Raw genomic sequence first — 26,453 nt, forward strand, 5'->3', positions numbered from 1 at the left:
ACCGGCCTATCGTCGCCCGACACGGCAGGGAGGAGAACCGGCCATGATGCAGATGCCCCCACCCGATCCTTCGGTCCTGTCGCGGCGCCAGGCGATCACCGATGCGCTGAACGCGGCCCTTCCGGGCGCGGTGATCCAGGACCCGGCCGAAACGCGCGCCTATGAATGCGACGCGCTGTCGGCCTATCGCTGCGCGCCCTTGGCCGTGGTGCTGCCGCGCTCGACCGACGAGGTCTCGCGCCTGCTGCGCCTGTGTCACGAGCTGCGCGTGCCGGTCGTGCCGCGCGGGGCGGGGACCAGCCTTGCGGGCGGGTCGATGCCCACCGCCGATGCGGTGGTGATCGGCCTGTCGCGCATGACCGACGTGCTGGAGATCTCGGCCCCCGACCGCCAGATCCGGGTGCAGGCGGGGCGCACGAACCTGTCCGTCTCGGGCGCGGTCGAGGGCTTGGGCTTCTTCTATGCCCCCGATCCCTCCAGCCAGCTGGCCTGCGCCATCGGCGGGAACATCGCGATGAATTCGGGCGGCGCGCATTGCCTGAAATACGGGGTGACGACGAACAACCTGCTGGGCGTGACGCTGGTCCTGATGGACGGCTCGGTCGTGGAGCTGGGCGGTCCGATGGGCGAGGGGCCGGGGCTGGACCTGCTGGGCGTCGTCTGCGGGTCCGAGGGGCAACTGGGCATCGTCACGGAAGCCACGCTGCGCATCCTGCCGCGTCCCGCCGGCGCGCGCCCCGCGCTGATCGGCTTCGACAAGGCCGAGACCGCCGGCGCCTGCGTGGCCGCGATCATCCGCGCGGGCATCATCCCCGTCGCCATCGAATTCATGGACAGCCCCTGCATCAAGGCGACCGAGGCCTTCGCCCATGCGGGCTATCCCGATTGCGAGGCACTGCTGATCGTCGAGGTCGAGGGCACGCCGCCCGAGATCGACGAACAGCTGGCGCTGATCCGCGACATCGCGATGCGCTTCGATCCGGTCGAGTTCCGCGAAAGCGGCTCGGACGACGAATCCCGCCGCATCTGGCTGGGCCGCAAGTCGGCCTTCGGGGCGATGGGGCAGATGGGCGATTACATCTGTCTGGACGGCACCATCCCGGTGACCGCGCTGCCCAGGGTGCTGGCGGGCATCGGCGATCTGTCGCGGCAATACGGGCTGGCGGTGGCCAATGTCTTCCATGCGGGCGACGGCAACATGCATCCCCTGATCATCTATGACGCCAATGCGCCCGGCGATCTGGACCGGGCCGAGGATCTGGGCGCCGACATCCTGCGCCTCTGCGTCGAGGTCGGCGGCTGCCTGACCGGCGAGCATGGCGTGGGCATCGAAAAGCGCGACCTGATGAGCGTGCAGTTCGACCCCGCCGATCTGGAGGCGCAGATGCGCGTCAAGGACGCCTTCGATCCGCATTGGCTGCTGAACGCCGCCAAGGTCTTTCCGCTGGATGTCAGCGCCCCGCGCCGCGACCGCCGCCTGAACCGGACCCCCCATGCCGCCTGAAATCATGCGGCCTGAGACCGAGGGCCAGCTGGCCGACCTGATCCGCGGCGCCATCGCTCCCCTGTCGATCACCGGGGGCGGCACGCGCCCTTGGCCCGGCGAGGGCGGGGGCACGCACCTCGACATGACCGCGCTGACCGGCGTGACGCTCTATGAGCCCGAGGCGCTGACCCTGGTCGTGCGCGCCGGCACGCCCTTGGAGACCGTGCGTCAGACCTTGGCCGCCGAGGGGCAGATGCTGGCCTTCGAGCCTGTGGGCCGGGACGGCTCGACCATCGGCGGCGTGGCCGCGACCAATGCCAGCGGCCCGCGCCGGGTGCAGGCGGGCGCGGCGCGCGACGCGATGATCGGGGTGCGCTTCGTGGACGGGCAGGGCGAGGTGATCCGCAATGGCGGGCGGGTGATGAAGAACGTCACCGGCTATGATCTGGTCAAGCTGATGGCGGGCAGCCGGGGACGGCTTGGCGCGTTGACCGAGATCAGCTTCCGCACCGCCCCCCTGCCGCCCGTCACCCTGACATTGGCGCTGCCGGATCTGGACGCCGCCGCCGCGATCCCGGCCCTGTCCTCGGCCCTGGGCGGCCCCTATGACGTCTCGGGCGCCGCTTGGCTGCCCGGGCAGGGCGCGCTCATCCGGTTGGAGGGGCTCGCCGCCTCGGTCACGTCCCGCGCCGCCGATCTGACCGACCGCCTGCAGGCCCATGGTGCGGTGACCGAGGGCAATCCGCAGGCCTGGCTTCTTCTTTGCCCAAATACCCAAGATCCCCAGGCCGACATCTGGCGCATCACCTGTCGTCCAAGCGAGGCCCCCGCAGTGCTGTCCCACCTGCCCGAACCTCTGTCGCTTGACTGGGGCGGCGCGCTGATCCATGTCCGCCTGCCTGCGGACCAGATCCCTGATCTGCCCCATTTCTCGGGCCATGCCCGCCGCATCCGGGGCGCGGCCCCGGCGCTGCACCCCGCCGCCGATCCGCTGACCGCGCGGCTGGAGCGGGATTTGCGCGCGCAGTTCGACCCGCGCGGCCTCTTCGGAGGGGACGCCTGATGCAGACCCATTTCTCGCCCGAGCAGCTCTCCGATCCGCTGACCGCGCGGTCGAACAAGATCCTGCGGACCTGCGTGCATTGCGGCTTCTGCACGGCGACCTGCCCGACCTATCAGGTGCTGGGGGACGAGCTGGACAGCCCGCGCGGCCGCATCTACCTGATCAAGGACATGCTGGAGGCGGGCCGCCCCGCCGATGCCAAGACGGTCAAGCATATCGACCGCTGCCTGGGCTGCCTGTCCTGCATGACGACCTGCCCCTCGGGCGTGCATTACGGCCATCTGCTGGAACATGCGCGCGAGCATATCGAGGCCACCTATCGCCGCCCCTTCACCGACCGGGCGCTGCGCGGGGTGCTGAAATTCGTGCTGCCCCATCCGACCCGCTTCCGGCTGGCGCTGCTGGGCGCCAGGATCGCGCGGCCCTTCGCGCGGCTGATGCCGGACAAGCGGCTGCGCGCGATGCTGAGCATGGCGCCGGCCAGCATCCCGCCGGTCAGCCGCAACGATGACGGGCAGACCTTTCCCGCCCAGGGCCCGCGCCGGGCGCGGGTGGTGCTGATGATCGGCTGCGCGCAGCGGGCGCTGAACACCGACATCAACGACGCCACCATCCGCCTGCTACAGCGCGCGGGCGTCGAGGTCGTCATCCCGCAGTCCTTCGGCTGCTGCGGGGCGCTGACCCTGCATATGGGCGACGAGGCCGATGGCAAGACCCGCGCCCGCGACAGCATCCGCCGCCTGCTGGCCGCCGAAGAAGGCGGCGCGCTGGACGCGGTGATCATCAACACCTCGGGCTGCGGCACGACGATCAAGGATTACGGGCATCTCTTCGCGGGCGACCCGATGGAGGCCGAGGCCCGGCGCGTGGCGGGGCTTGCCCGCGACGTGACCGAGTTCCTGGCGGGCCTGGGCCTGCCCGAGCGGGTGGGCGATCGAGGCGCGGGGATGCGGGTGGCCTATCACTCGGCCTGCTCGCTGCAGCACGGCCAGCAGATCCGCTCGGCCCCCAAGGACCTGCTGGCGGGGATGGGCTTCACCGTTCTGGAGCCCACCGATCCGCATCTGTGCTGCGGATCCGCCGGGACCTACAACCTGCTGCAGCCCGAGCTGTCCTCGGAGCTGAAGGCCCGCAAGGTCGCGACGCTGGAGGCGACCGCGCCGCAGGTGATCGCCGCCGGCAACATCGGCTGCATGATGCAGATCGGCGGCGGCACGTCCGTCCCCGTCGTCCATACCGTCGAGCTGCTGGACTGGGCCACCGGGGGGCCGCGCCCCGCCGCGCTGGCGGATCTGTTCACGGATGCGTGAGGGCGCTTGAAGGCGGGAGGGACCGGGCTAAATCTCGGCTCACCGGCGGCCGACATGGCGCCGGTCCTACCGCCCGCCCGGGCTTTCGGGGGGCACCCATGACATCGCTTGAGCAGAGGATGTGACCCATGCGCAATTTCGACCTGACCCCGCTCTATCGCGCCTCGGTCGGCTTCGACCGGCTGGCCGACGTGATGGACCGCGCCATGAGCGCCGATATCGCCACCACGACCTATCCCCCCTACAATATTGAGAAAACCGGCGAGGATACCTATCGCATCTCGATCGCCGTGGCGGGCTTTGCCGCCGACGACCTGAATGTCGAGATCCGCGACGGCGCGGTGATCGTCTCGGCCCGCAAGACGGACGAGGACGAGGGCCGAACCTATCTGCATCGCGGCATCGCGACCCGCAGCTTCGAGCGCAAGTTCACTCTGGCCGACCATGTCCGCGTCGATGGTGCCAGCCATGCCGACGGGATGCTGCATATCGACCTGGTCCGCGAGATCCCCGAAGCGCTGAAGCCCCGCCGGATCGAGATCGCCAAGTCGGCGCCGAAGGTCGAGCGTCTGGACGCCTGATCTTTGCGTCCCGCGACGGCCGGGGGGCCAGCCCCCCGGACCCCCCGGGATACTTTTACCAAGATGAAGGGGCGGCCTTTTCGGGTCGCCCTGTTTTCCTGGTTAGAGCTTGCGGCGGGCGCGGAGGGCGGCGGTGATGGTGCCGTCGTCGAGATAGTCCAGCTCTCCGCCAATGGGAACGCCCTGGGCCAGGCCGGTGACGGCGACGGGCGCGCCGTCGAGCGCGTCGGCGATGTAATGCGCGGTGGTCTGGCCGTCGACGGTGGCGTTCAGGGCCAGGATCACCTCGGAGATGCGCTCGTCCTGAATGCGGGCCAGCAGGGCGGGGATGCCCAGATCCTCGGGGCCGACATCGTCCAGCGCCGACAGGGTGCCGCCCAGCACGTGATAGCGGCCCCGGAAGGCCCGGCCCCGTTCCAGCGCCCAGAGGTCCGCCACGTCCTGCACGACGCAGATCTCTCCGGTGGCGCGGGCGGGGTCGGTGCAGATGGCGCAGTCGTCGCGATCGGTGATATTGCCGCAGGTCACGCATTCGCGCGAGTTCTGCGCCACCCGGTCCAGCAGTTGGGCCAGCTGCACCATCTGCTGGCTGCGCCGGCGCACCAGCTGCAGCACGATGCGCCGGGCCGAGCGCGGCCCCAGGCCCGGCAGCCGCGCCATCAGCGCGATCAGGGCCTGGATGTCGTCGCCGCCCTGGGCCGAGGGGTCCGTGGAGGACACCGGGGTCAGAAGGGCAGCTTCATGCCGGGCGGCAGGCCCAGCCCCTCGGTCATGCGCGCCATCTCGGACTGCATCCGCTCCTCGGCGGCGCGCTGCGCCTCCTTGATGGCGGCCAGGATCAGGTCCTCGACCACCTCCTTCTCGGAGGGCACGAAGATCGAGGGGTCGATCTCGAGCGCGGTCAGCTCGCCCTTGGCGGTGCAGGTCGCCTTGACGAGGCCCGCGCCGGATTCGCCGGTGACGGTGATGCGGGCCAGATCCTCCTGGACCTGCGCCATCTTGTCCTGCATGTCCTTGGCGGTCTTCATCATCTTGGCCATGTCGCCAAAGCCGCCCAATCCCTTGATCATCGCTTAATCCTCATCTTCGAACGGATCCCATTCCTCGACCTCGGCCACGGGACCCTGGGTTTCATCATGCGGGTTGGCCGCGCCCTCGGCCAGGTCCTCGACCGGCGCGGGGGCGGGGGCGCGGGTGACCCGCGTCAGGGTGGCGCCCGGAAAGGCCGCCAGCACCTGCTGCACGATCGGCAGCGTCAGGGCGCGGTCGCGGGCGGCGCGGCCTTCGGCCTCGCGCGTCTCGGCGATGGTGGGGGCGCCTTCGGCATTGGTCACGGTGACCGCCCATCTCTGCCCGCCCGTCCAGCCGCGCAGGCGTTCGGCCAGGCGCTGTGCGAAATCGGCGGGGGGGTTGCCCTGCGGCCGGAACTCGATCCGGCCGGGGCTGTAGCGGACCAGCGACAGGTGGCGTTCGACCAGCACCAGCAGCGTCATGTCGCGCATGCGGGTGATCAGGTCGATGACCGCGTCGAAATCGGGATAGCCGGCCAGCACGTCCGGAGCGATCGCCAGCGCGGTCGCCGCCCCCGAGGGCTGGACCTGCCCCTGCGGCGCGGGCCGGGCCAGGCGGGCTTGCGGAGCCATCGCAGGTGCCGCCCCCTGGACCGCGGGGCCGCGGGTGAATTCGCCGGCGGTCTGGGCCTGCTGAACGCGGCGGATCAGCGCCTCGGGGTCGGGCAGGTCGGCCACATGGGTCAGGCGGATCACCGCCATCTCGGCGGCCATCATGGCATTGGGGGCGGCCGAGACCTCTTCCAACGACTTCAGCAGAAGCTGCCACATCCGCGACAGGACCCGCATCGGCAGGCGTTCGGCCATGTCCTGCCCGCGCATCCGTTCATCGGGCGAGATCGTGGGATCATCCAGTGCGCCGGGCGTGATCTTGACGACCGAGATCCAATGCGTGACCTCGGCCAGATCGCGCAGCACGGCGACCGGATCGGCACCGTCGGCATATTGGGATTGCAGCTCGGTCAGCGCGCTGGCCGCATCGCCGCGCAGGATCATCTCGAAGAGGTCGAGGACGCGGCCCCGGTCGGCCAGCCCCAGCATGGCGCGGACATGCTCGGCGGTGGTCTCGCCGGCACCCTGGCCACCGGCGCTGTGGCTGATCGCCTGGTCCAGCAGGCTGGTGGCGTCGCGGGCCGAGCCTTCAGCGGCCCGGGTGATCAGGGCCAGCGCGTCCTCGGTGATGCGGGCGCCCTCGGCGGCGGCGATGCGGGTCAGCAGGGCGATCATCACCTCGGGCTCGATCCGGCGCAGATCGAAGCGCTGGCAGCGCGACAGGACGGTGACCGGGACCTTGCGGATCTCGGTCGTGGCGAAGATGAACTTCACATGCGGGGGCGGTTCCTCCAGCGTCTTCAGCAGCGCGTTGAACGCGCTGGTCGACAGCATGTGGACCTCGTCGATGATGTAGATCTTGTAGCGCGCGCTGGCCGCCCGGTAATGGACCGATTCGATGATCTCGCGGATGTCGCCTACGCCGGTGCGGGATGCGGCATCCATCTCCATCACGTCGACATGGCGGCCTTCGGCGATGGCCACGCAATGTTCGCAGACCCCGCAGGGCTCGGTCGTGGGGCCGCCTTCGCCATCGGGGCCGATGCAGTTCATGCCCTTGGCGATGATGCGGGCCGTGGTGGTCTTGCCGGTGCCGCGGATGCCGGTCATCACGAAGGCCTGCGCGATGCGGTCGGCCGCGAAGGCGTTCTTCAGCGTGCGCACCATCGCGTCCTGCCCGACCAGATCGGCGAACGTCTCGGGCCGGTATTTCCGGGCCAGAACCTGATAGGCGGGTGGGGTGTCGGTCATCGGTCCCTCGGGCATCCCCGCATCTTAGCGGGGCGGGGCAGGGGCCACAACCGGATCACACGATGCCTATGCGGCCAAGAGCCCGATGCCGCGCGCGCCCGCGATCAGATCGGTCGCCAGATAATCCGCGTGCTTCCCCGACAGCGGCACCATGTCGGGCACCTGCACGACGATCATGCCCGCCGCGCGCGCCGCGATCGCGCCCACGTCGCTGTCCTCGAAGGCCAGGCAGCGCTCGGGTGCGATGCCCAAACGGCGGGCGGCCAGCAGATAGACATCGGGCGCGGGCTTGGGCAGGGGCACGTCGCTGCGCGTCACCACGATGTCGAAGCTGTCGGTCAGCCCGGCGGCGGCCAGCTTTTCCCGCGCTTGGGCGGAGGTGCTGGAGGTGGCGATGGCAAAGGGCATGCCGCCCGCGCGCAGCATGTCCAGCAGGTCGCGGACATGGGGGCGCAGCGGGATGCCATCGCGGTCGCGCCGCTCGATCAGCGCCTCGGCCCAGAGACGGTCCAGATGCGCGAAGTCGAAATCCTCGCCCAGATGGCCACGCAGGATCCCGCGCGAGGTCGGCTCGTCGATCCCCACCAGCGAGGCCAACAGCCCCTCGGGCGCGGGACGGCCCATGCGCAAGAGCGCGGCCTCGCCGGTCTCGATGGCCATGCGTTCGGTGGCCAGCAGCGTGCCGTCCAGATCGAAGATCACGGCGTCGAAGCGGGATGGAGCAGAGGGCATCGGGGTCACGGGCAGTCCTTCCTGTCGGTCATGCGCTAACATGGCGCCGGGGCAAGGCGCGGACAAGTCATCGTGACGCATGGCGGCCCTGTGCAGCGAGGGACGACGTTTATGAGGGGTAAGGTGAGAGGCTGGACAACGACCCAAGCGGGACTCGTTACGGCTGCTTCCTTCCGGACCTGACCGAGTTGGCGAGGCACTTGCCCGCGCCAACCCCTCGGGCGGACAGATAGGGCGACTTGCGGCGGGATGCAAGATGGTGCGGGGGCGAAAGCGGGTCGAAGCGCAGGCGCCGCACTTTGCACAGGATGCAAGTTTTCGGCAAGTTCCTGCCGGCGCGCCGCGCGTCCCGTCTTCGCAGGCTGCGGGCCTTGCAGGATTTCCTGAACAAAGGTTGTGCGTGTTGCGCATTTGCACAACTTTGACGTGCAGCATTCGCAATTTTAGGCATTTTCGCGCCGCCGTCATGCAAACCTGTCCTTATAGTGAAAGGACACCGATCCAGGGACGTGACATACGGTGCAAAATTCACAAGGCGAACTGCGACAATGTTGACGACTTGGTTGAACACGCGACCCAATCCGGACTATCAGCCTGACGACAGGTCCGTTTCTCCGGGCAGTCTGGCATTGGTAGGTGGGTTGTTTCAGATGAAGTTCTCGACGCGTATCGACACAGACCTGCCGGCCGAACGTCTGTTCGAATCGATCGGCGATTTCGAGACGCTGGAACGCATGCTGATCGGACGCGGGGCCAGCGTGACCCGCATCGATCCCTCGACCGATCCCAGCATCGGCATGGGCTGGAACATCCGCTTCGACTGGCGCGGCAAGCCCCGGCATCTGCTGCTGCAGGTGACGCGCTTCGACCGGCCCGAGCAGATGGCCATGGTCGGACGCTCGGACGCGCTGGACATCTCGATCAACACCAATGTCGTGCCGCTCAGCCGCGCCCGGTCGCGCCTGATCTGCGAAACCGAGATCAAGCCGCGCAACATGCGCGCGCGGCTGATGCTGCAGACGGCCAAGCTGGGCAAGGGCCAGCTGGACCGCCGCTATCACCGGCGGATCGAGGAATTCGTGAGCCAGATGTGCGGCACCGGCAGCTGAGACGGCCCGGGCCTGCGCTCAGTCGGTGAAGGCCGCCTGCCGCTGCAGCTCGCGCAGCGGATCGGCGGGATAGACGCCGAGGATGTCCAGGCTGGACGTGAAATAGCCCAGCTCCTCCAGCGCGCGCGCGACATTGGCATCCTCGGGATGCCCCTCGATATCGGCGTAGAACTGGGTCGCGGTGAAGACCCCGTCGACCATGTAGCTTTCCAGCTTGGTCATGTTCACCCCGTTCGTCGCGAATCCCCCCATCGCCTTGTAGAGCGCCGCCGGAATGTTGCGCACCCGGAAGACGAAGCTGGTCAGCATCCGATCCGACCGGCGGCTGACATCGGGCTGGCGCGACATGATCAGGAAGCGCGTCGTGTTGTTCTGGCGGTCCTCGATCCGGTCGGCCAGACGCTCCAGCCCATAGATCTCGCCGGCCAGCGGGGCGGCCAGGGCGGCCAGCGACGGATTGCCGCGCGCGGCGACCTCCTTGGCGGATCCGGCCGTGTCGGCGCCGGTCTGGGCGCGGATGGCATGGTCGCGCAGGAAGCCCCGGCATTGGCCCAGAAGGACCGTGTGGCTCATCGCGTCGGTGATCTGATCCAGCCTCGTGCCGGGGACCGCCAGCAGGCTGATATGGACCCGCACGAAGGCCTCGTCGATGATCCGCAGGCCCGATTCCGGCAGCAAATGATGGATATCGGCGACCCGGCCATAGGTCGAGTTCTCGACCGGCAGCATCGCCAGATCGGCCTCGTTCGCGCGCACGGCTTCGATCACGTCCTCGAAGGTGCGGCAGGGCAGGGCCTCCATCCGGGGGCGGGCCATGCGGCAGGCTTCGTGGCTGTAGGCGCCGGGTTCGCCCTGGAAGGCGATGCGGTTCGTGATCATGGCGGGGCCCCGATTGTCCGAAATTCAAGCGTGCGGGGGTAAGTATACCTTGATCCTCCAAAGCGAAAGCGGATAGATACCGCTCGACTTGACGAGCTTACCAAGGCGGGGACCGCACGCGATGTTCAACACCATGACCCTGACAAAGGCAGCCGGCGCCTTCATCGGCGCGCTGCTGTTTCTGATGCTGGCCAACTGGGCTGCCAGTGGCCTGTTCACTGTCGGGCACGGGGGCGGGCATGGCGAGGACGAGATCACGCAGGCCTATTCGGTGCCGGTTCCCGAATCCACGGACAGCAGCGGCGCCGAGGAAGAGGTCATCGACTTTGCCGCGCTGATGGCCTCGGCCGATGCGGCGGCGGGCGAGCGGGAATGGGCCAAGTGCCGCGCCTGCCACGCGCTGGACGGCAGCGACGGGGTCGGCCCGCATCTGAACGGCGTCGTGGACCGCGAGGTCGCCAGCGTGGCGGGCTTCGGCTATTCCGGGGCGATGACCGAACATGCCGCCGAGGATCCGATCTGGGACTACGAGACGCTGCAGCTGTTCATCGAGAACCCGCGCGGCGAGGTTTCGGGCACGGCCATGAGCTTTGCAGGCATCCGCGACCCCGAGGCACGCGCCAACCTGATCGCCTTCCTGGAAACCAACCCGTAAGGGACCGGCAACGGCAGCGTGCGCTGCCTGTTGCATACCGATAGGGCGAATGGTGCAAACCCCGGCAAATGCCGGGGTTTTTTGCTGTTCCGGGTGTGCTCCGCGAAGGCACAGGGCGTGCACAGCCCGTGCACCGGGACCTGCACGACGGGTGCGGCGCGGCGCCGCCCGCCGTTCACGAAATCGCGGCTTGTAGCCCGGCCCCCCGCTGGCCTAGCCTTGGGCGCGTCTCGCCCTGATCCAGGAGTTCCCCATGCGTCCCACCGCCCCGGCCGCCGCCCTTCTTGCGGCACTGACTGCCGCTCTTCCTGCCGCCGCGCAGGAGAGCGAGACGGCCGAGGGCGTCATCACCTCGCACGGGATCTCGACCTTCGAGGACGTGCCGATGCCGGCCGATTATCCGCATCTGGCTTATGTGAATCCCGACGCGCCCAAGGGTGGAGAGCTGTCGCAGCATGGCATCGGCACCTTCGACAGCTATAACCCTTTCACCTTCCGGGGGCGGGCGACGGCGCCTTCGACGATGATGCTGGAACGGCTGATGGAGCCGGTGCTGGACGACCCGCATGCCCGCTACTGCCTTCTGTGCGAGACCATCGAATATCCCGAAAGTCGTGACTGGGTGATCTTCAACCTGCGCCCCGAGGCGCGGTTCAGCGATGGCACGCCCCTGACCGCCCATGACGTGCTGTTCACCTATCAGACCCTGATCGAGAAGGGCTTCCCCTCCTATGCCGAGGCGATCAAGCGCATGGTCGCCAGTGCCGAGGTGCTGGACGATCATCGCATCCGGTTCGATTTCACCCCCGAGGCGCCGCGCCGTGACAGCATCGGGCAGATGGGCGCGCAGATCGTCTTTTCTCAGGCCGATTTCGAGGCGAACGACCGCGATCTGACCCAGACCAGCAATGTCCCGTTCCTGGGGTCGGGGCCCTATATGTTCGACCGGGCCGATTTCGGTCGCTCGATCACCATGCGGCGCAATCCGGACTATTGGGGCCGCGATCTGCCGATCAAGCAGGGCCGGCACAATTTCGACCTGCTGCGGTTCGAATATTTCAGCGACTTCGATGCCGCGTTCGAGGCGTTCAAGGCCGGCATATATACCTTCCGGGTTGAGCCGTCCGAGCAGATCTGGTCCACAGGGTACGACTTTCCGGCCTTCACGGCGGGGGCCGTCGTCAAGGAGGAGATCCCGGACGGCGTGGTGGCCACCGGCAATGCCTGGGTCTTCAACCTGCGCCAGCCCAAGTTCCAGGACATCCGTGTGCGCGAGGCCATCGGGCTGATGTTCAACTTCGAATGGTCCAACGATGCGCTGTTCTATGGCATGAACACCCGGCTGGACAGCTTCTGGGACAACAGCGACCTGAAGGCCGAAGGTCCGCCCAGCCCCGAGGAACTGGCGCTGCTGACCCCCGTGGCGGGCGATCTGCCCGATACCGTGCTGACCGACGACGCGGTGACATCGCCTGCATCGGGCGAGCGGCAGCTGGACCGCGCCAATTCGCGCCGTGCGGCGCAACTGCTGGACGAGGCGGGCTGGACCACCGGCAGTGACGGGATGCGGCGCAACGAGGCGGGCCAGACCTTGCAGGTCCAGTTCCTGGACCACAATCAAAGCTTCGACCGCATCGTGAACCCCTTTGTCGAGAACCTGCGCGCCATCGGCGTCGATGCCGTCCTGACGCGCGTCGATCCGTCCGAGCTGACCACGCGCACCCGCAGCCATGATTTCGACATCGTGCGCGAGTCGTTGGGCAACGGTTATTCCGTGGGGGGCGGCACGTCGCAGGCCTTCGGGTCCGAGTTCAAGGACGATGTCTTCAACCCGATGGGGCTGGCCAATCCGGCCATCGACGCGCTGATCGAGAACGCCTCGGCCGCCGTCACCGACGCCGAGAACCGCGTGGGCATCGCCGCGCTGGACCGGGCGCTGCGCAGCCTGCGCTTCTGGATTCCGCAATGGTACCGTCCTTACCACACGGTTGCCTATTGGGATGTCTATGACCGCCCCGAGACGCTGCCGCCCTATGGGCTGGGGGTGACGGACATGTGGTGGTATGACAGCGCGCGCGCCGACGAGCTGCGCGCTGCGGGCCAGCTGCGCTGAGCGCGGCTTGATTTCCCCGCCCGGATTGCAGACAAGCAGGTAACAAGAACAGGGGCCCGTCGAAGCGGCCCGGATCGAGGGGAAGGGCCAGGCCTGATGGGCGCCTATATTCTGCGGCGGATGCTGCTGATCATCCCGACGCTGATCGGCATCATGCTGGTCAATTTCACCCTGACCCAGTTCGTTCCCGGCGGCCCCATCGAGCAGATCGCCGCCCAGATGCGGGGCGAGGGCGACGTGATGGGCAATCTGGCCGGCGCCAGCGCCGACAGCTCGCAGCAGCTGACCACCGAATACGAGGGCGCGCGGGGTCTGCCGCCCGAGTTCATCGCGCAGCTGGAGCAGGAGTTCGGCTTTGACAAGCCGCCGGTCGAGCGGTTCTTCTCGATGCTGTGGAACTACCTGCGCTTCGATTTCGGGACCTCGTGGTTCCGGTCGGTCAGCGTGGTGGATCTGGTGATCGAGAAGATGCCGGTCTCGATCACGCTGGGGCTGTGGTCGACGGTGATCGCCTATGTGATCTCGATCCCGCTGGGCATCCGCAAGGCGATGCGGGACGGGTCGCGGTTCGACACCTGGACCTCGGGCGTGATCATCATGGCCTATGCGATCCCGGCCTTCCTGTTCGCGGTGCTGCTGATGGTGCTGTTCGCAGGCGGCAGCTATTGGCAGATCTTTCCGCTGCGGGGCCTGACCAGCGACAATTTCGCGGACCTCTCGGCCTGGGGGAAGGTCAAGGACTATGCCTGGCACGCCTTCCTGCCGGTGATGGCCGCCACGATCAGCAGCTTTGCCACGCTGACCCTGCTGACAAAGAACAGCTTTCTGGACGAGATCAACAAGCAATACGTGATGACCGCCCGTGCCAAGGGCCTGGCCGAGCGGCGGGTGCTGTACGGGCATGTCTTCCGTAACGCGATGCTGATCGTCATCGCGGGCTTTCCGGCGATGTTCCTGGGGGTGTTCTTCGGGTCGTCGATCCTGATCGAGACGATCTTCTCGCTGGACGGGCTGGGGCGTCTGGGCTTCGAGGCGGCGGTGCAGCGCGATTATCCGGTGATCTTCGGCACGCTCTATGTCTTTGGCCTGATGAGCCTGGTGGTCGGGATCCTGTCGGACATGATGTATGTCTTTGTCGATCCGCGCATCGACTTCGAGAAGAGGGCCGGCTGATGGCCATGTCGGAACTGAACCGCCGCCGGTTGCGCAACTTCCGCCGGAACGGCCGCGCCTTCTGGTCGCTGATCATCTTCTCGGTGCTGTTCGTGGCGGCGATGTTCGCCGAGATCGTGGCGAACGACAAGCCGATCGTCGTCAGCTATCAGGGCGAGCTGTACTGGCCGGCCTACAACTTCTACCCCGAGACGGCCTTCGGCGGGGATTTCGGGACAGAGGCGATCTATCGCGATCCGGCGGTGCAATGCCTGATCGTCAGCGGCGGGCGTGAGGCCTGCTGGGACGATCCCGAGGGGCTGATCGAGGCGGTGCAATCGGGCGCTAGCGACGTGCCCGAGGCCGAGCAGGGCTGGATGATCTGGCCGCCGATCCCCTATCACTACCGCACCATCAACAATGTGGGCACCGCGCCGAGCGCGCCGGACGGCAACCACCTGCTGGGCACCGACGACACCGCGCGCGACGTGCTGGCGCGGGTGATCTACGGGTTCCGGACCTCGATCCTGTTCACGCTGATCGTGACGGTGGTGGCCTCGACCATCGGGATCGCGGCGGGGGCAGTGCAGGGCTATTTCGGGGGGCGCACGGATCTGGTCTTCCAGCGGGTGCTGGAGATCTGGGCGTCCACGCCGGGGCTTTACGTCATCATCATTCTCTTCGCGATCCTGGGGCGCAGCTTCTGGCTGCTGGTCTTCGTGACCATCCTGTTCGGCTGGCCCGCGCTGGTGGGCGTGGTGCGGGCCGAGTTCCTGCGGGCGCGGAATTTCGAATATGTCCGGGCCGCGCGGGCGCTTGGGGTCAGCGACCGCAAGATCATGTTCCGCCACATCCTGCCCAATGCGTTGGTCGCCACGCTGACCATGCTGCCTTTCGTCGTGACCGGCACGATCAGCGGCTTGGCGGCACTGGATTATCTGGGCTACGGGCTGCCCGCCGGGTCGGCCTCGCTGGGCGAGATGGCGCTGCAGGCCAAGCAGAACCTGCAGGCGCCCTGGCTGGCGTTTACCTCTTTTTTCACTTTTGCGATCATGCTGTCGCTGCTGGTGTTCATCTTCGAGGGCGTGCGCGACGCCTTTGATCCGCGAAAGACCTTCCGATGACCGATCGCCCCGTCCGCCCCGCGCCCGGCGCCCCCGCCGCCGTGGCCGAGGCACATGGCGATGCCATGCCCGGCGCCCCCAAGGTCCATGCCATGCCCTCGGCGCCGTCGGACGCGGTTCTGGACGTGCGCGACCTGCGCATCGGGTTCCGGTCCGAGGGGCAGGTGATCCCCGCCGTGCGGGGCGTCAGCTTCCACATCGCGCGCGGCGAGACGGTGGCGATCGTGGGCGAATCGGGATCGGGCAAGTCGGTGACCGCGCTGTCGACGGTGCAGCTGCTGGCGGGCTCGGCCGTGGTCGAGGGATCGGTCCGCTACGACGGGCGCGAGATGGTCGGCGCCAGCGACCGCACGCTGCGCGAGATCCGCGGCAACGACATCAGCTTCATCTTCCAAGAGCCGATGACCTCGCTCAATCCGCTGCACACGCTGGAAAAGCAGCTGTCCGAAAGCCTGGCGCTGCATCAGGGGCTGTCGGGCGCCAAGGCGCGGGTGCGCATCGTCGAACTCCTGACCCGCGTCGGCATCCGCGATCCCGAGCAGCGGCTGGCGGATTACCCCCACCAGCTGTCGGGGGGGCAGCGCCAGCGGGTGATGATCGCCATGGCGCTGGCCAACGGTCCCGAACTCTTGATCGCGGACGAGCCCACGACTGCGCTGGACGTGACCATCCAGGCGCAGATCCTGGATCTGCTGGCGGAACTGAAGGCCGCCGAGGGGCTGTCGATGCTGTTCATCAGCCATGATCTGGGCATCGTGCGCCGCATCGCCGACCGGGTCTGCGTGATGCAGAACGGCGAGATCGTCGAGCAGGGGCCGGTCGAGGACATCTTCGCCCGGCCCCGCCATCCCTACACGCAGGCGCTGCTGGCCGCCGCGCCGCAGGGGCAGGCCGAGCCGGTGGCCCCTGATGCCCCGGTGCTGGTCGAGACCCGCGACCTCAAGGTGTGGTTTCCGATCAAGCGCGGGCTGATGCGCCGCGTGACCGGCCATGTGAAGGCCGTGAACGGCGCCAGCCTGACGCTGCGCGCGGGCGAGACCCTGGGGGTCGTGGGCGAATCGGGCAGCGGCAAGACCACGCTGGCGCTGGCGATCATGCGGCTGATCGACAGCGACGGTCCGATCCTGTTCATGGGGCAGGAGATCCAGGGCTGGGGCGGCGGCCAGCTGCGCCGGTTGCGGCGCGACCTGCAGATCGTGTTCCAGGACCCCTATGGCAGCCTCTCGCCCCGCATGACGGTCGAGCAGATCATCACCGAGGGCCTGGGCGTCCACGGGGTCGAGCCGGGCCGCGACCGCCGCCAGATGGTGTCCGAGATCATGGCCGAGGTCGGGCTGAACCCCGAGATGATGCACCGCTATCCCCACGAGTTCAGCGGCGGGCAGCGCCAGCGCATCGCGGTTGCCCGCGCCATGATCCTGCGCCCCAAGGTCGTCGTGCTGGACGAGCCGACCAGCGCGCTGGACATGACCGTGCAGGTGCAGATCGTCGACCTGCTGCGCGACCTGCAGAGGAAATACGGGCTGGCCTTCCTGTTCATCAGCCACGACCTGCGCGTGGTGCGCGCGATGGCGCATCACATCATGGTCATGCGGGCGGGCGAGGTGGTCGAGCAGGGCAGCGTCGCGCAGATCTTCGATGCGCCGCAGCATGATTATACCCGCGCGCTGCTGACCGCGGCCTTTCCGATCGCCCCGGCGGTGACAGGCACATGAAGATCCTCTTCGTGCATCAGAACTTTCCCGGCCAGTTTCCGCATCTGGCGCCGGCGCTGGTCGCCCGGGGCCATCAGGTGCTGGCCCTGACCGACGAGACGAATAAGCGCCCCAGCCCGGTCAAGACGCTACGCTACAAGTCGCCCGAGCCGGCGGTGATGGAAAGCGCCCTGGGGCGGTCCTATACCGACCATGCCGAGCGCGGCTTTCTGGTGGCGCGGGGCGCGCGCGTCCTGCGCGACAAGCACGGATTTCAGCCCGACATCATCATCGGCCATCCCGGCTGGGGGGAGACGCTGTTCCTGAAGGAGATCTGGCCGCAGGCGACGCTGCTGATCTATGCCGAGCTGATGTATCGCACGCGCGGGCAGGATGTGGGTTTCGACCACGAGATGGGCCCGGACCGCGACGAGACGCGGTTCATGACCGTCTCGCGCTCGGCCCATCTGATCCAGGCGATGGTGCAGGCGGACGGGGCCATCGCGCCGACGCGCTATCAGGCCGACAGCTTTCCGCCCGAGCTGCGCGGCAAGATCACCGTGATCCATGACGGGGTCTCGACCGAGACGGTCGCCCCCGATCCGCAGGCGATGCTGGCGCTGCCCCAGGGCGGGCCGGTGCTGCGCGCGGGCGACGAGGTCCTGTCCTTCGTGTCGCGCTCGCTGGAGCCCTATCGCGGCTTTCACGCCTTCATGCGCGCGCTGCCCGCGGTGATGGCCGCGCGCCCACAGGCACAGGTGGTGATGGTCGGATCCGACGATCCCAGCTATGGCGGCAAGCCCCGCGACGCGACCAGCTGGCGGGCCAAGCTGCTGGCCGAGCTGGACGGGCAGCTGGATCTGGGCCGCCTGCATTTCCTGGGCCGGGTGCCCTATGCCGATTACCTGTCGCTGATCAAGCTGACGCGGGTGCATTGCTATCTGACCTATCCGTTCGTTCTGTCCTGGTCGCTGATGGAGGCGATGGCGGCGGGGGCCTATGTCGTGGGATCCGATACCGAGCCGGTGCGCGAGATGATCGAGGATGGCCGCAACGGGCGTCTGGTGCCGTTCTTCGACACCGCCGCTTTGGCGGGCGCGCTGGAGCGGGGGCTGGCCGGCGATCCCGATGGCCCGGCCCTCAAGCGGGCGGCGCGGCAGACGATCCTGGACGGCTATGACCTGCTGCGCGATTGCCTGCCGCGCCAGATTGCCTGGGTGGAAAGCCGGGGCGCTTTGCGCTAGACCTTTGCGACCTTGCCGCAGAAGGGCCCCTTTGATGACGCAGATCAGGCTGACCAACACCCGCACCCGCACCAAGGACGTGTTCGTTCCTCTCGATGCGTCGAACGTGCGGCTGTATCTGTGCGGGCCCACCGTCTATGACCGTGCGCATCTGGGCAATGCGCGGCCCGTGCTGGTCTTTGATCTGCTGGTGCGGCTCTTGCGCCATGACTATGGCGCGGAGGCGGTGACCTATGTGCGCAACTTCACCGATGTGGACGACAAGATCAACGCCGAGGCGCAGCGCCGCAAGGCCGCCGGATCGCCTCTGACGCTGGAAGAGCTGGTCGCCGAGCGATCCGAGGAGACCATCGCCTGGTATCACGCCGACATGGATGCCTTGGGCGCCGATCGCCCCGATCACGAGCCCCGCGCCACCGCCTATATCGCCCAGATGATCGAGATGACCGCCGACCTGATCGCCAAGGGCCATGCCTACGCGGCCGAGGGGCATGTGCTGTTCGACGTGCGCTCCTTTCCCGCGTACGGCAAGCTGTCGGGACGCTCGGTCGATGACATGATCGCGGGGGCCCGGGTCGAGGTGGCACCCTTCAAGCGCGATCCGATGGATTTCGTGCTGTGGAAGCCCTCGGAGGCGGATGTGCCGGGCTGGGACAGTCCCTGGGGCCGGGGGCGTCCGGGCTGGCATATCGAATGCTCGGCCATGTCGGCGGCGCTGCTGGGCCCCAGCTTCGACATCCATGGCGGCGGGCTGGATCTGCAATTCCCCCATCACGAGAACGAGATCGCCCAGAGCTGCTGCGCCCATCCCGAGGCCAGCTTCGCGACCGTCTGGCTGCATAACGAGATGCTGCAGGTCGAGGGCAAGAAGATGTCCAAGTCCCTGGGCAATTTCTTCACCGTGCGCGATCTGCTGGATCAGGGCGTGCCCGGCGAGGTGATCCGCTTCGTGATGCTGTCGACGCATTACCGCAAGCCGATGGACTGGACCGAGGCCAAGGCGGCGGAGGCCAGTCAGACTTTGTCTAAATGGTATTGGCTTACCGATGGCGTCGGGGCCGGCGATTTGCCGGAAGGGTTTATCGATGCACTTGCCAATGATCTTAACTGCAGTGGTGCCCATACCGCACTCAAGGCGGCTGCAAGGGCAGGACGTAACGCTGAACTTCGGGCAGGAATGGAATTCTTGGGTTACTGGCCGGCCGATAGGAAGCTTTCCGCTTGGGCGCGTGACGAGGTGCAAAAGCAAGCGCACTTCGCTGAGCATAGTTATCCTCGCCTAGAACTGTCGGGTCTGTCTTGGAAGCTGCAAGGCGCTCGGGAGAAAGCAGCAGTTTCAAAAGATTTTTCTGAGGTTGATCACCTGAAGACTGCACTTCTCGCGGCGGGGGTAGAGGTGCGCATGTTGAAAGGCTCAGTTGAACTGGTGCCCGGTCCGAATTTTGACCCTGAAAAAATAGCAGGTTTGAATTGACCCTTGACGCCTGCACCGAGGCCCTGCGTCAGCACGATCCCGACCGCTTCGGGGCGGTGCTGGTGGCCGAGGTGCAGGATCGCCCCGCGCTGGTGACGCTCTATGCGCTGAACCTGGAGATCGCGCGGGCGCCGTTCCAGTCGGCGGAGCCGATGCTGGCCGAGATGCGGCTGCAATGGTGGATCGACCGGCTGGAGCAGATGGGCGCCGGCACCCCGCCGCCGCTGCATGACGTGCTGACGCCGCTCTGGGAGGCCTGGGGGGCCGAGGCGGGCGCGCTTGCGCCTCTGGCCGAGGCGCGCAGGCGCGATTGCGAGCGCCAGCCCTTTGACGGTCCCGACGAGGTCCTGGCCTATGTCGAGGCGACGGCGGGGGCGCTGATGTGGGCGGCCGCGCGGCGCTGCGGGGCGCCCGAGGGCACGCGCGAGATCGTCGCCTATCAGGCGCGCGGTGCGGGACTTGCCGCCTGGTTGCGCGCGCTGCCGCAATTGCAGGCAGTCCGGCTGGGTCTGGAACCGGCCCGCCCCGGGGATGCGCAGGCCCTGGCCGAGCGCGCCCGCGAGGGGCTGCGGCTGGCCGCGCGGATGCATCGCAAGCTGCCGCGCCGGACGGCGGCGGCGCTCTATCCCGGGCCGCGCGTGCCCCGGCTTCTGTCCGAGGTGCTGGCCGGGCGCTCGGATCCCTTCGAGGCGGTGCCCCAGGTCACCCCCTTCCAGCGGCGCGCCTCGCTGGCGCGGCTGGCCCTGACCGGGCATTGGTGGCGCTGAGGGTCGCGCGCAGAAATTCCTTTTCCTTCGGCCTGGCCTGTGGAACAGATCAGGGCAACACCGCCGGAACAGGGGGACAGGGACACGATGGCAAGGCCCAGACTGGATTCCGAGGCCCGCGCGGGTCTTTCGCTGATCGCGCCGCCCTTTCTGTACGCGCTGGTCATCCTGGCCGCGCCGCTGATGACGATCCTGGCCTACAGCTTCCTGACCGACGGCTATCTGGAGGTGCTGCCCGAAGGCACGCTGCAGAACTACGGCCAGGTGCTGACCGATCCCATCGTGCGGGCGGTCATGCTGCGGTCACTGATCGTGGCGGCGGTGGTGACCTTCGCCACGGTGGTGACGGCCTTTCCCATCGCCTATTACGTCAGCTTCATGGTCCGCCCGGAACGCAAGGCCATGTGGCTGTTCCTGATCACCATCCCCTTCTGGACCAGCTACCTGATCCGGGTGTTCCTGTGGAAGGTGATCCTGGGCTATAACGGCGTGGTCAATTCCTCGCTGACGGGGCTGGGGATCATCGACGAGCCGCTGACCTTCATCCTCTACAACGTCAATGCCATCGTCATCACGCTGGCCCATGCCTATGCGCCCTTCGCGATCCTGCCGATCTTCGTCGCGCTGGAAAAGATCGACCGGTCGCTGCTGGAGGCCGGGCGGGATCTGGGGGAAAGCCGGTTGATGACCTTCTGGCGGGTGACGCTGCCTTTGGCGATGCCGGGCGTGATCGCGGCCACGCTGATCGTCTTCATCCCGACCATCGGGGATTATGTGACCCCCGAGGTGATCGGCGGCGGCAAGATCCCGATGATCGCCAACATGATCCAGGTGCAGATGCTGGCGCTGGACAACAGGCCCCTGGGCTCGGCGCTGGCGGTAACAGCGATGGTCATCGTGGCGCTGGTCAGCGCGCTGTTTTTGTTCCTCAACCGCCGCTTCCTGAAGGTGCGCCAATGAACCGTCAGGGCTGGGGCCTGCAGGCCTATGCGATCTTCTACCTGCTGTTCCTTTATGCGCCGATCATCCTGCTGCCGCTGTTCGCGTTCAATTCGGGCACGATCATCGCCTTTCCGCTGCAGGGGATCACGACCGACTGGTTCGCGCAGATGTGGGCCGATGCGACGCTGCGCCGGGCGCTGACCAATTCCCTGATGATCGCGGTCTCGGCCTCGATCCTGTCGACCTGCTTCGGGATCTTCGCGGCGCGGGCCTCGACGCGCTTCGGCTTTCCGGGCAAGGGCGGCATCATGGCCTTCATCATGCTGCCGATGGTCCTGCCCGAGATCATCGTGGCCATGTCGCTGCTGGTGGTGCTGCTGGGCATGGGGGTGCAGCTGTCGCTGCTGACGGTGATCGCGGGGCATACGCTGATCTGCATGCCCTATGCGATCGCGGTGCTGTCCACGGCGTTTTCCAGCCTCGACCGCAGCCTGGAAGAGGCCGCCTATGATCTGGGCGAGACGAAATGGGGCGCGTTCCGGCTGGTGACGCTGCCTTTGGTCATGCCGGGCATCATCAGCGCGCTGCTGATCAGCTTCACCATCAGCCTGGACGAGTTCATCATCGCCTTCTTCCTGGCCGGGAACGAGCCGACGCTGCCCACCTATATCTTCAGCCAGCTGCGCTTTCCGCGCGCGATCCCCGTCATCATGGCGCTGGGGACGGTGCTGGTCGTGCTGTCGATCGTCCTTCTGGCGCTCGGCGAATATTTCCGTCGCCGGGGCAATGCCCGCATCGGCGGCAAGCCCACTGGAGGGTTGCTGTGACCGACAAACCGATGATCCAGTGCCACGGGGTCCACAAGTATTACGGCGATTACCACGCACTGCGGGGCATCGACCTGACCATCCGCTCGGGCGAGTTCTTCTCGTTGCTGGGGCCGTCGGGCTGCGGCAAGACCACGCTTCTGCGCACCATCGCGGGGTTCGAGGATATCAGCGACGGCGCCATCCTGATCGACCAGAAGCGCATGGACGAGGTGCCCGCCAACAAGCGGCCCACGAACATGGTGTTCCAGTCCTATGCGATCTTCCCGCATCTGACGGTCGCGGAAAACGTGGCCTTCGGGCTGCGGCGTGATCCGCGCGGCAAGGCCGAGAAGGCGGCGGCGGTGGACGAGGCCCTGGCGATGGTCGGCCTTGCGGGCTATGGCGCGCGCTCGGCCCATGCCCTGTCGGGCGGGCAGCGGCAACGCGTGGCGCTGGCGCGCGCGCTGATCCTGAAGCCCAAGGTGCTGCTGCTGGACGAGCCTTTGTCGGCGCTGGACCGCAAGATGCGCGAGCAGATGCAGGTCGAGCTGATCAAGCTGCAGCGGCAGGTGGGCATCACCTTCGTGCTGGTGACGCATGATCAGGAGGAGGCGCTGGTCATGTCCGACCGCATCGCCGTCATGTTCGAGGGCGAGATCGCGCAGCTGGACGGCCCCGAGGCGCTGTATGCCCGGCCCGCCACGCGGCGGGTGGCGGATTTCATCGGGGTGATGAACTTCCTGCCCGCGCAGGTGATCTCGGAGGCGGGCGGCATCGTGACGGCCGAGGTCGCGGGCCTGGGCCGGGTGGACCTGCCCGCGACGCAGATCAGCCGCGCCAATCCCGAGGACGAGGGGCCGATGGTGGGCTTTCGCCCCGAGACGATGACCCTGCTGGGCCCCGGCGCCACGCACAGCCAGCCGCGCGAGACGAACGCCACCATCGACGAGGTCGTCTATTACGGCGACATGACCTATTACGACCTGCGGCTGGACGGGGCGGCGCGGCTGGACGGCAAGGCCCGCACCGTGCGCATTTCCATGCGCAACGTCTTTGGCCGCGACGTGCAGGAGGTGGGCACCCGCACGCGGCTGGCCTGGTCGCCGGGATCGCTGGTGCTGTTCCGCTAGACCCGCCCCGGAGTCGACGCGGCCTCAGCGCGGGGTCAGCCGGACCCAGATGCCGTCCGCCGCGCGGATGGTCAGGCGGGCGACGGGGGTGGGGATGCGGTCCGTCACCTCCATCCGCCAGCGCCCCAGGATGGCGGCCAGCATGACGACGCCCTCGGCCATGGCCAGCCCCGCGCCGGGGCAGGCGCGGGGGCCCGCGGAGAAGGGCAGGTAGGCGCCGCGTGCGCTGGCCTTGCCCTCGGGCGTGTCCCACCGGGCGGGGTCGAAATCGTCGGGCCGGTCCCACAGCCTGCCATGCCGGTGCAGATGCCAGGGCGAGACGACCAGCTGCGCGCCGCGCGGCACCTTGCGGTCGCGGAAGGTCTCGGGCCCCGTGGCCTCGCGCACGAACATCGCCACCGCCGGATAGAGCCGCAATGCCTCGCGGAAGACCGCGCGGGTGGCTTTCAGGCCACTGAGGCAGGCGAAGTCGTCGCTGAGCATCTGGGCCTCGTCGGCCACGCGGTCCTGCCAGTCGGGGTTCGCGGCCAGCAGCCACAAGGCCCAGCCCAGGACCGAAGCGCTGGTCTCGTGCCCCGCCAAGAACAGCACCGCGACCTGGTCGATCATCTCGGGCCCGGTGAAGCATTCGCCGGTCTGCGGATCGTGGGTGGTCATGATCTTTGTCGCCAGATCGTCGGGCGCGGTGCCCGCCGCGATGGCCGCCGCGCGGTCGCTAACCAGGGTTTCGATCAGGCCCCGGATGCGGGCGGCGGTGGTCCGGGTGCGGCGCGAATGGGGGCGCGGCATCCATCGGGGCAGGGGCAGCAGGGCCGCGAGGTTCACCAGCGGCTGCGCCTCCTGATGCTCGCGGAAGGCCTCGAACACGTCCGAGGCGATGCGATGCTCGATGGGCAGCGAGAAGAGCGTGCGAAAGATCACGTCGGCGGCGGCATGGGCCGACTGCGGCTCGATGTCATGGACGCCCGGAGTGAGGCGCGCGGCGGCGGCGCGGGCGGCGTCCAGGATCGCGGGATAGCTGGCCCGCACCCGGCCGCCCTCGAAGGCCGGGTCGATGATGCGGCGCTGATGCGCCCATTCGGCGCCGTTCGAGATGAAGACGCCATTGCCCAGAAGCGGCGCCAACCCTTCGCGCATGCGGTTGGATTTCGGGAAATCACCGGCGCGGTCCTGCAGGATCACCCGCAGCAGCGCGGGATCGTTGCAGAAGAAGCTGTGGATCAGCGGCGTGCGGAACTCGGCCATCCAGGCGCCGTACAGCCGCTCGGGCAAAGCCGAGAGCAGGTCGCGGCGGAACCCCCGGATCAGCCCGCGCAGGGTGCCGCGCCCTTGGGTGCCCTGCGGTCGCGGCGTGGTCACGGTCGCGCGCCGACGGCCCGGGTGATCCGCGCGGGCGAGGGCTTGCGCCCCGCAAAGCGCTGCGCCAGCGTCTGGGGCCCGGCGGTGATCGCGAAATAGTCGTAATCGCCGGGCTTGTCGAAGGCGCAAAGATACTGGAAATGCAGCCGGAACCAGCGGTTCTTGATGGCCTTTTGCCGCTCGGGCGACAATGTCTGGGTGAAGGCCGCCGAGATGACCAGCGGCCAGCGCTGCCCCTCGCCGCCCATCCCGCAGACCGCCACCGGATCGCAGAGCGCGAAGCAGCAGGCATCGCCCGGCGCGGTCACGTCCAGCCAGAAAATCCCCTCGGCCCGGCCCAGCCAGGCCAGATCGTCGCGCAGCCGCCCCGCATCGGGCAGGAAGGCCGCCATCGGCACGACATGGCCAAGCGTCAGCAGCGACAAGGTCGGGCCGCCCGGGGGCAGGGGCCGGTCGCGCAGCAGATCGGCCAGCAGCGACACCGCCAGATAGGCGCCCGAGGAATGGCCGACGACCAGCACCTCGTCGGGGCCCTCGTTGATGATCTGGCGCAGCCGGTCGCGGAACTGGGCCAGCCGATCTTCCAGCGCAGGGGGATAGCCGCCGCGATGGCGCGCGGTGAAGGCATAGTCATGCATCAGGTAATAGGCGAACAGCTTGTGATCCAGCCGCTGGCCCAGCACCAGCACCCCCCAGACTGCCGCCAGCGCCACCGGAAGGCCCAGCCAGCCGCCCCCCATCGCCACCACGGCCCACGCGGCCACTCCCCCCGCCAGCATCGCCAGTAGCAGCTGCACCAGCAGCACCGCGATGGGATAGAGCGCCGCGATCACCGGCCCGCGCCGCAGCCGCATCAGACGCGGCAGCGTGCCCGTCGCGATATAGGTCCAGGAGGTCCGCGCCAGCTGCGCGAAGGTCCCCGCGATCCCCTGCCGCATCGAGGCCTGCACAATGTCGGACCACAGCGCGACCTCGATCACGGTGCGGGTGTCGCGATCCTCGACCTTGCCATGCACGGTCCAGGCAAAGCCCGGCGCCTCGGCTTTGGTGATGCGCAGCCGGTGGCCCGAGATGGCGGCCTGATCGGCCCCCTCGCGGCGGTACAGCTCGCGATACCGCCGGGGCGGGATCGGGTCGAATCCCGGCAAATACAGGACATGGCGGCGGAAGGGAGGGGTCATGCGGGCCTTTGATCTGTCGGGGGCAGAATAGGCCCAAATCCCGGCGCGGCAAGAGGTCGCGCTCAGCCGTCGCGCCAGCGTGCCTCATGCGCCTCGATTGCGGCGATCCGGCGCGCGGTGGGCGGATGCGACAGGAACCAGGCGGGGGCGCCTGCGCCCGCGCTGCCGGTCAGCTTGTCCAGCTTGCGGAATAGCGATTTCTGCGGATCGGTGCCCAGCCCCGCCTTGATCATCAGCGCGCTGGCGAAGCGGTCGGCCTCGAACTCGTCCTGCCGCGACAGGCGGGCGGCGACGGCGGTGGCCACCGCATTGGCGATCCAGGTGCCGATGCCGGGCAGGAAGCGTCCCAGCACGCCCGCCAGCGCCAGGCGGATGGCGTTCTGGCCCGCGAAGTCGATCATCCGGCGCCGCGAATGGCCCAGTGACACATGGCCCAGCTCATGCGCGATGACGCTGGCCATCTCCTCGGCGGTGACCTCGCAGGCGTCCAGCTTGCGGATGAAGCCGCGCGTCAGGAAGATCCGCCCGTCGGGGGCGGCCAGCCCGTTCACCGGCTCGACCTCGTAGACATGGGCCTGGATGGGCGGCAGGTCCATCGCGTCGCCAAGCCGCTTCAGCATCGGCGTCAGGCGCGGATGGCGCAGCGGCGTGGCCTTTTCGTTCAGGTCCTTCTTGAGGCGCCATGCGGAAAAGAACCACATCGCGACCAGATAGAGGCCCAGCAGGATCAGCGGCAGAAACTTCATCATGCCCTCAATATGGGCGCCCCCGCCCGT

Annotated in this window: 24 protein-coding genes and 1 other RNA gene; 16 read left to right on the top strand and 9 right to left on the bottom strand. The window is 68.0% G+C overall.

Translation table 11 applies throughout. The annotated features are described in order from the left end of the window. The first annotated feature begins 46 nt into the window (after positions 1-46). The 4 genes from FA743_RS05070 to FA743_RS05085 all read left to right on the top strand — a co-directional run bounded on the left by FA743_RS05070 (position 47) and on the right by FA743_RS05085 (position 4,440). The gene (locus FA743_RS05070; RefSeq protein WP_136885008.1) at positions 47-1,504 is read left to right on the top strand and encodes an FAD-linked oxidase C-terminal domain-containing protein; all 1,458 of its coding nucleotides are present in this window, start codon (positions 47-49) and stop codon (positions 1,502-1,504) included. A gap of 4 nt (positions 1,505-1,508) precedes the next feature. Beyond that, positions 1,509-2,549: an FAD-binding protein gene (locus FA743_RS05075; RefSeq protein ID WP_136884804.1), complete on the top strand. Its 1,041-nt coding sequence runs from the start codon at positions 1,509-1,511 to the stop codon at positions 2,547-2,549. Further along, positions 2,549-3,859, top strand: coding sequence for a glycolate oxidase subunit GlcF (gene glcF, locus FA743_RS05080; RefSeq protein ID WP_136884805.1), 1,311 nt, complete (start codon positions 2,549-2,551; stop codon positions 3,857-3,859). Before FA743_RS05075 ends, glcF begins: the two co-directional genes overlap by 1 nt. Before the next feature lie 128 nt (positions 3,860-3,987). Beyond that, positions 3,988-4,440 carry an Hsp20 family protein gene (locus FA743_RS05085; RefSeq protein ID WP_136884806.1) on the top strand — a complete coding sequence of 151 codons (453 nt, stop codon included), beginning with the start codon at positions 3,988-3,990 and terminating at the stop codon, positions 4,438-4,440. 102 nt (positions 4,441-4,542) lie between these two features. Here the strand turns inward: FA743_RS05085 and recR are convergent, their stop codons facing one another. The 5 genes from recR to ffs all read right to left on the bottom strand — a co-directional run bounded on the left by recR (position 4,543) and on the right by ffs (position 8,265). After that, positions 4,543-5,160 carry a recombination mediator RecR gene (gene recR, locus FA743_RS05090; RefSeq protein ID WP_281281765.1) on the bottom strand — a complete coding sequence of 206 codons (618 nt, stop codon included), beginning with the start codon at positions 5,158-5,160 and terminating at the stop codon, positions 4,543-4,545. 5 nt (positions 5,161-5,165) lie between these two features. Continuing rightward, positions 5,166-5,510, bottom strand: a complete 345-nt coding sequence (locus tag FA743_RS05095) for a YbaB/EbfC family nucleoid-associated protein (protein ID WP_136884807.1) — start codon at positions 5,508-5,510, stop codon at positions 5,166-5,168. A 3-nt stretch (positions 5,511-5,513) separates the two neighbouring features. Further along, positions 5,514-7,313 carry a DNA polymerase III subunit gamma/tau gene (locus FA743_RS05100; protein ID WP_136884808.1) on the bottom strand — a complete coding sequence of 600 codons (1,800 nt, stop codon included), beginning with the start codon at positions 7,311-7,313 and terminating at the stop codon, positions 5,514-5,516. Between the two features lie 66 nt (positions 7,314-7,379). After that, positions 7,380-8,045, bottom strand: coding sequence for an HAD family hydrolase (locus FA743_RS05105; RefSeq protein WP_246054853.1), 666 nt, complete (start codon positions 8,043-8,045; stop codon positions 7,380-7,382). A gap of 121 nt (positions 8,046-8,166) precedes the next feature. Continuing rightward, positions 8,167-8,265: signal recognition particle sRNA small type (gene ffs / locus FA743_RS05110), an RNA gene on the bottom strand. 430 nt (positions 8,266-8,695) lie between these two features. Here ffs and FA743_RS05115 point away from each other — a divergent pair. Next, positions 8,696-9,154 (top strand): hypothetical protein, encoded by a 459-nt coding sequence (locus FA743_RS05115; protein ID WP_136884810.1) that lies wholly within the window; start codon positions 8,696-8,698, stop codon positions 9,152-9,154. 18 nt (positions 9,155-9,172) lie between these two features. Here the strand turns inward: FA743_RS05115 and FA743_RS05120 are convergent, their stop codons facing one another. Continuing rightward, a complete protein-coding gene (locus FA743_RS05120; protein WP_136885010.1) occupies positions 9,173-10,030 on the bottom strand; it encodes a prephenate dehydratase in 858 nt (285 codons plus the stop codon). 124 nt (positions 10,031-10,154) lie between these two features. Between FA743_RS05120 and FA743_RS05125 the strand changes: the two genes are divergently transcribed. From FA743_RS05125 to FA743_RS05175, 11 genes are all read left to right on the top strand, one after another. Then, the gene (locus FA743_RS05125; protein WP_136884811.1) at positions 10,155-10,688 is read left to right on the top strand and encodes a c-type cytochrome; all 534 of its coding nucleotides are present in this window, start codon (positions 10,155-10,157) and stop codon (positions 10,686-10,688) included. A gap of 253 nt (positions 10,689-10,941) precedes the next feature. Further along, complete coding sequence (locus FA743_RS05130; protein WP_136884812.1) at positions 10,942-12,801, top strand: extracellular solute-binding protein; 1,860 nt, start codon at positions 10,942-10,944, stop codon at positions 12,799-12,801. A 96-nt stretch (positions 12,802-12,897) separates the two neighbouring features. Continuing rightward, positions 12,898-13,974: a microcin C ABC transporter permease YejB gene (locus FA743_RS05135; protein ID WP_135313158.1), complete on the top strand. Its 1,077-nt coding sequence runs from the start codon at positions 12,898-12,900 to the stop codon at positions 13,972-13,974. Further along, positions 13,974-15,077 (top strand): ABC transporter permease, encoded by a 1,104-nt coding sequence (locus FA743_RS05140; RefSeq protein WP_136884813.1) that lies wholly within the window; start codon positions 13,974-13,976, stop codon positions 15,075-15,077. The genes FA743_RS05135 and FA743_RS05140 overlap by 1 nt, the downstream gene beginning before the upstream one ends. 92 nt (positions 15,078-15,169) lie before the next feature. Beyond that, complete coding sequence (locus FA743_RS05145) at positions 15,170-16,792, top strand: ABC transporter ATP-binding protein (protein ID WP_136885011.1); 1,623 nt, start codon at positions 15,170-15,172, stop codon at positions 16,790-16,792. After that, positions 16,789-18,015, top strand: coding sequence for a glycosyltransferase (locus FA743_RS05150; protein WP_136884814.1), 1,227 nt, complete (start codon positions 16,789-16,791; stop codon positions 18,013-18,015). The genes FA743_RS05145 and FA743_RS05150 overlap by 4 nt, the downstream gene beginning before the upstream one ends. Before the next feature lie 34 nt (positions 18,016-18,049). Next, entirely contained in the window at positions 18,050-19,489 is a 1,440-nt protein-coding gene (cysS, locus tag FA743_RS05155; protein WP_136884815.1) for a cysteine--tRNA ligase, read from the top strand. Beyond that, the gene (locus FA743_RS05160; protein WP_136884816.1) at positions 19,486-20,256 is read left to right on the top strand and encodes a squalene/phytoene synthase family protein; all 771 of its coding nucleotides are present in this window, start codon (positions 19,486-19,488) and stop codon (positions 20,254-20,256) included. The genes cysS and FA743_RS05160 overlap by 4 nt, the downstream gene beginning before the upstream one ends. Before the next feature lie 87 nt (positions 20,257-20,343). After that, positions 20,344-21,216 (top strand): ABC transporter permease, encoded by an 873-nt coding sequence (locus FA743_RS05165; RefSeq protein ID WP_136884817.1) that lies wholly within the window; start codon positions 20,344-20,346, stop codon positions 21,214-21,216. After that, positions 21,213-22,025 carry an ABC transporter permease gene (locus FA743_RS05170; RefSeq protein WP_136884818.1) on the top strand — a complete coding sequence of 271 codons (813 nt, stop codon included), beginning with the start codon at positions 21,213-21,215 and terminating at the stop codon, positions 22,023-22,025. Before FA743_RS05165 ends, FA743_RS05170 begins: the two co-directional genes overlap by 4 nt. A gap of 11 nt (positions 22,026-22,036) precedes the next feature. Beyond that, complete coding sequence (locus FA743_RS05175) at positions 22,037-23,137, top strand: ABC transporter ATP-binding protein (protein WP_136885012.1); 1,101 nt, start codon at positions 22,037-22,039, stop codon at positions 23,135-23,137. 24 nt (positions 23,138-23,161) lie between these two features. Here FA743_RS05175 and FA743_RS05180 read toward each other — a convergent pair whose 3' ends face one another. The 3 genes from FA743_RS05180 to FA743_RS05190 form a co-directional block, all read right to left on the bottom strand. Then, on the bottom strand, positions 23,162-24,496 hold the full coding sequence (locus tag FA743_RS05180) for a cytochrome P450 (RefSeq protein ID WP_246054841.1): 1,335 nt from the start codon (positions 24,494-24,496) through the stop codon (positions 23,162-23,164). Further along, positions 24,493-25,677, bottom strand: a complete 1,185-nt coding sequence (locus FA743_RS05185) for an alpha/beta hydrolase family protein (RefSeq protein ID WP_136884819.1) — start codon at positions 25,675-25,677, stop codon at positions 24,493-24,495. Before FA743_RS05185 ends, FA743_RS05180 begins: the two co-directional genes overlap by 4 nt. Positions 25,678-25,739: 62 nt before the next feature. After that, entirely contained in the window at positions 25,740-26,426 is a 687-nt protein-coding gene (locus tag FA743_RS05190) for a M48 family metallopeptidase (RefSeq protein ID WP_136884820.1), read from the bottom strand. Positions 26,427-26,453 lie beyond the last annotated feature (27 nt).

This window comes from Paracoccus gahaiensis (assembly GCF_005048225.1).
Taxonomy (GTDB): Bacteria; Pseudomonadota; Alphaproteobacteria; order Rhodobacterales; family Rhodobacteraceae; genus Paracoccus; species Paracoccus gahaiensis.

Bases quoted from the DNA above. Each gene is read 5' to 3' on its own strand.
- FA743_RS05070 (WP_136885008.1), top strand. From the start codon at position 47: ATGCAGATGCCCCCACCCGATCCTTCGGTCCTGTCGCGGCGCCAGGCG.
- FA743_RS05075 (WP_136884804.1), top strand. From the start codon at position 1,509: ATGCGGCCTGAGACCGAGGGCCAGCTGGCCGACCTGATCCGCGGCGCC.
- glcF (WP_136884805.1), top strand. From the start codon at position 2,549: ATGCAGACCCATTTCTCGCCCGAGCAGCTCTCCGATCCGCTGACCGCG.
- FA743_RS05085 (WP_136884806.1), top strand. From the start codon at position 3,988: ATGCGCAATTTCGACCTGACCCCGCTCTATCGCGCCTCGGTCGGCTTC.
- FA743_RS05095 (WP_136884807.1), bottom strand. From the start codon at position 5,510: ATGATCAAGGGATTGGGCGGCTTTGGCGACATGGCCAAGATGATGAAG.
- FA743_RS05100 (WP_136884808.1), bottom strand. From the start codon at position 7,313: ATGACCGACACCCCACCCGCCTATCAGGTTCTGGCCCGGAAATACCGG.
- FA743_RS05105 (WP_246054853.1), bottom strand. From the start codon at position 8,045: ATGCCCTCTGCTCCATCCCGCTTCGACGCCGTGATCTTCGATCTGGAC.
- FA743_RS05115 (WP_136884810.1), top strand. From the start codon at position 8,696: ATGAAGTTCTCGACGCGTATCGACACAGACCTGCCGGCCGAACGTCTG.
- FA743_RS05125 (WP_136884811.1), top strand. From the start codon at position 10,155: ATGTTCAACACCATGACCCTGACAAAGGCAGCCGGCGCCTTCATCGGC.
- FA743_RS05130 (WP_136884812.1), top strand. From the start codon at position 10,942: ATGCGTCCCACCGCCCCGGCCGCCGCCCTTCTTGCGGCACTGACTGCC.
- FA743_RS05135 (WP_135313158.1), top strand. From the start codon at position 12,898: ATGGGCGCCTATATTCTGCGGCGGATGCTGCTGATCATCCCGACGCTG.
- FA743_RS05140 (WP_136884813.1), top strand. From the start codon at position 13,974: ATGGCCATGTCGGAACTGAACCGCCGCCGGTTGCGCAACTTCCGCCGG.
- FA743_RS05145 (WP_136885011.1), top strand. From the start codon at position 15,170: ATGCCCTCGGCGCCGTCGGACGCGGTTCTGGACGTGCGCGACCTGCGC.
- FA743_RS05150 (WP_136884814.1), top strand. From the start codon at position 16,789: ATGAAGATCCTCTTCGTGCATCAGAACTTTCCCGGCCAGTTTCCGCAT.
- cysS (WP_136884815.1), top strand. From the start codon at position 18,050: ATGACGCAGATCAGGCTGACCAACACCCGCACCCGCACCAAGGACGTG.
- FA743_RS05165 (WP_136884817.1), top strand. From the start codon at position 20,344: ATGGCAAGGCCCAGACTGGATTCCGAGGCCCGCGCGGGTCTTTCGCTG.
- FA743_RS05170 (WP_136884818.1), top strand. From the start codon at position 21,213: ATGAACCGTCAGGGCTGGGGCCTGCAGGCCTATGCGATCTTCTACCTG.
- FA743_RS05175 (WP_136885012.1), top strand. From the start codon at position 22,037: ATGATCCAGTGCCACGGGGTCCACAAGTATTACGGCGATTACCACGCA.
- FA743_RS05185 (WP_136884819.1), bottom strand. From the start codon at position 25,677: ATGACCCCTCCCTTCCGCCGCCATGTCCTGTATTTGCCGGGATTCGAC.
- FA743_RS05190 (WP_136884820.1), bottom strand. From the start codon at position 26,426: ATGATGAAGTTTCTGCCGCTGATCCTGCTGGGCCTCTATCTGGTCGCG.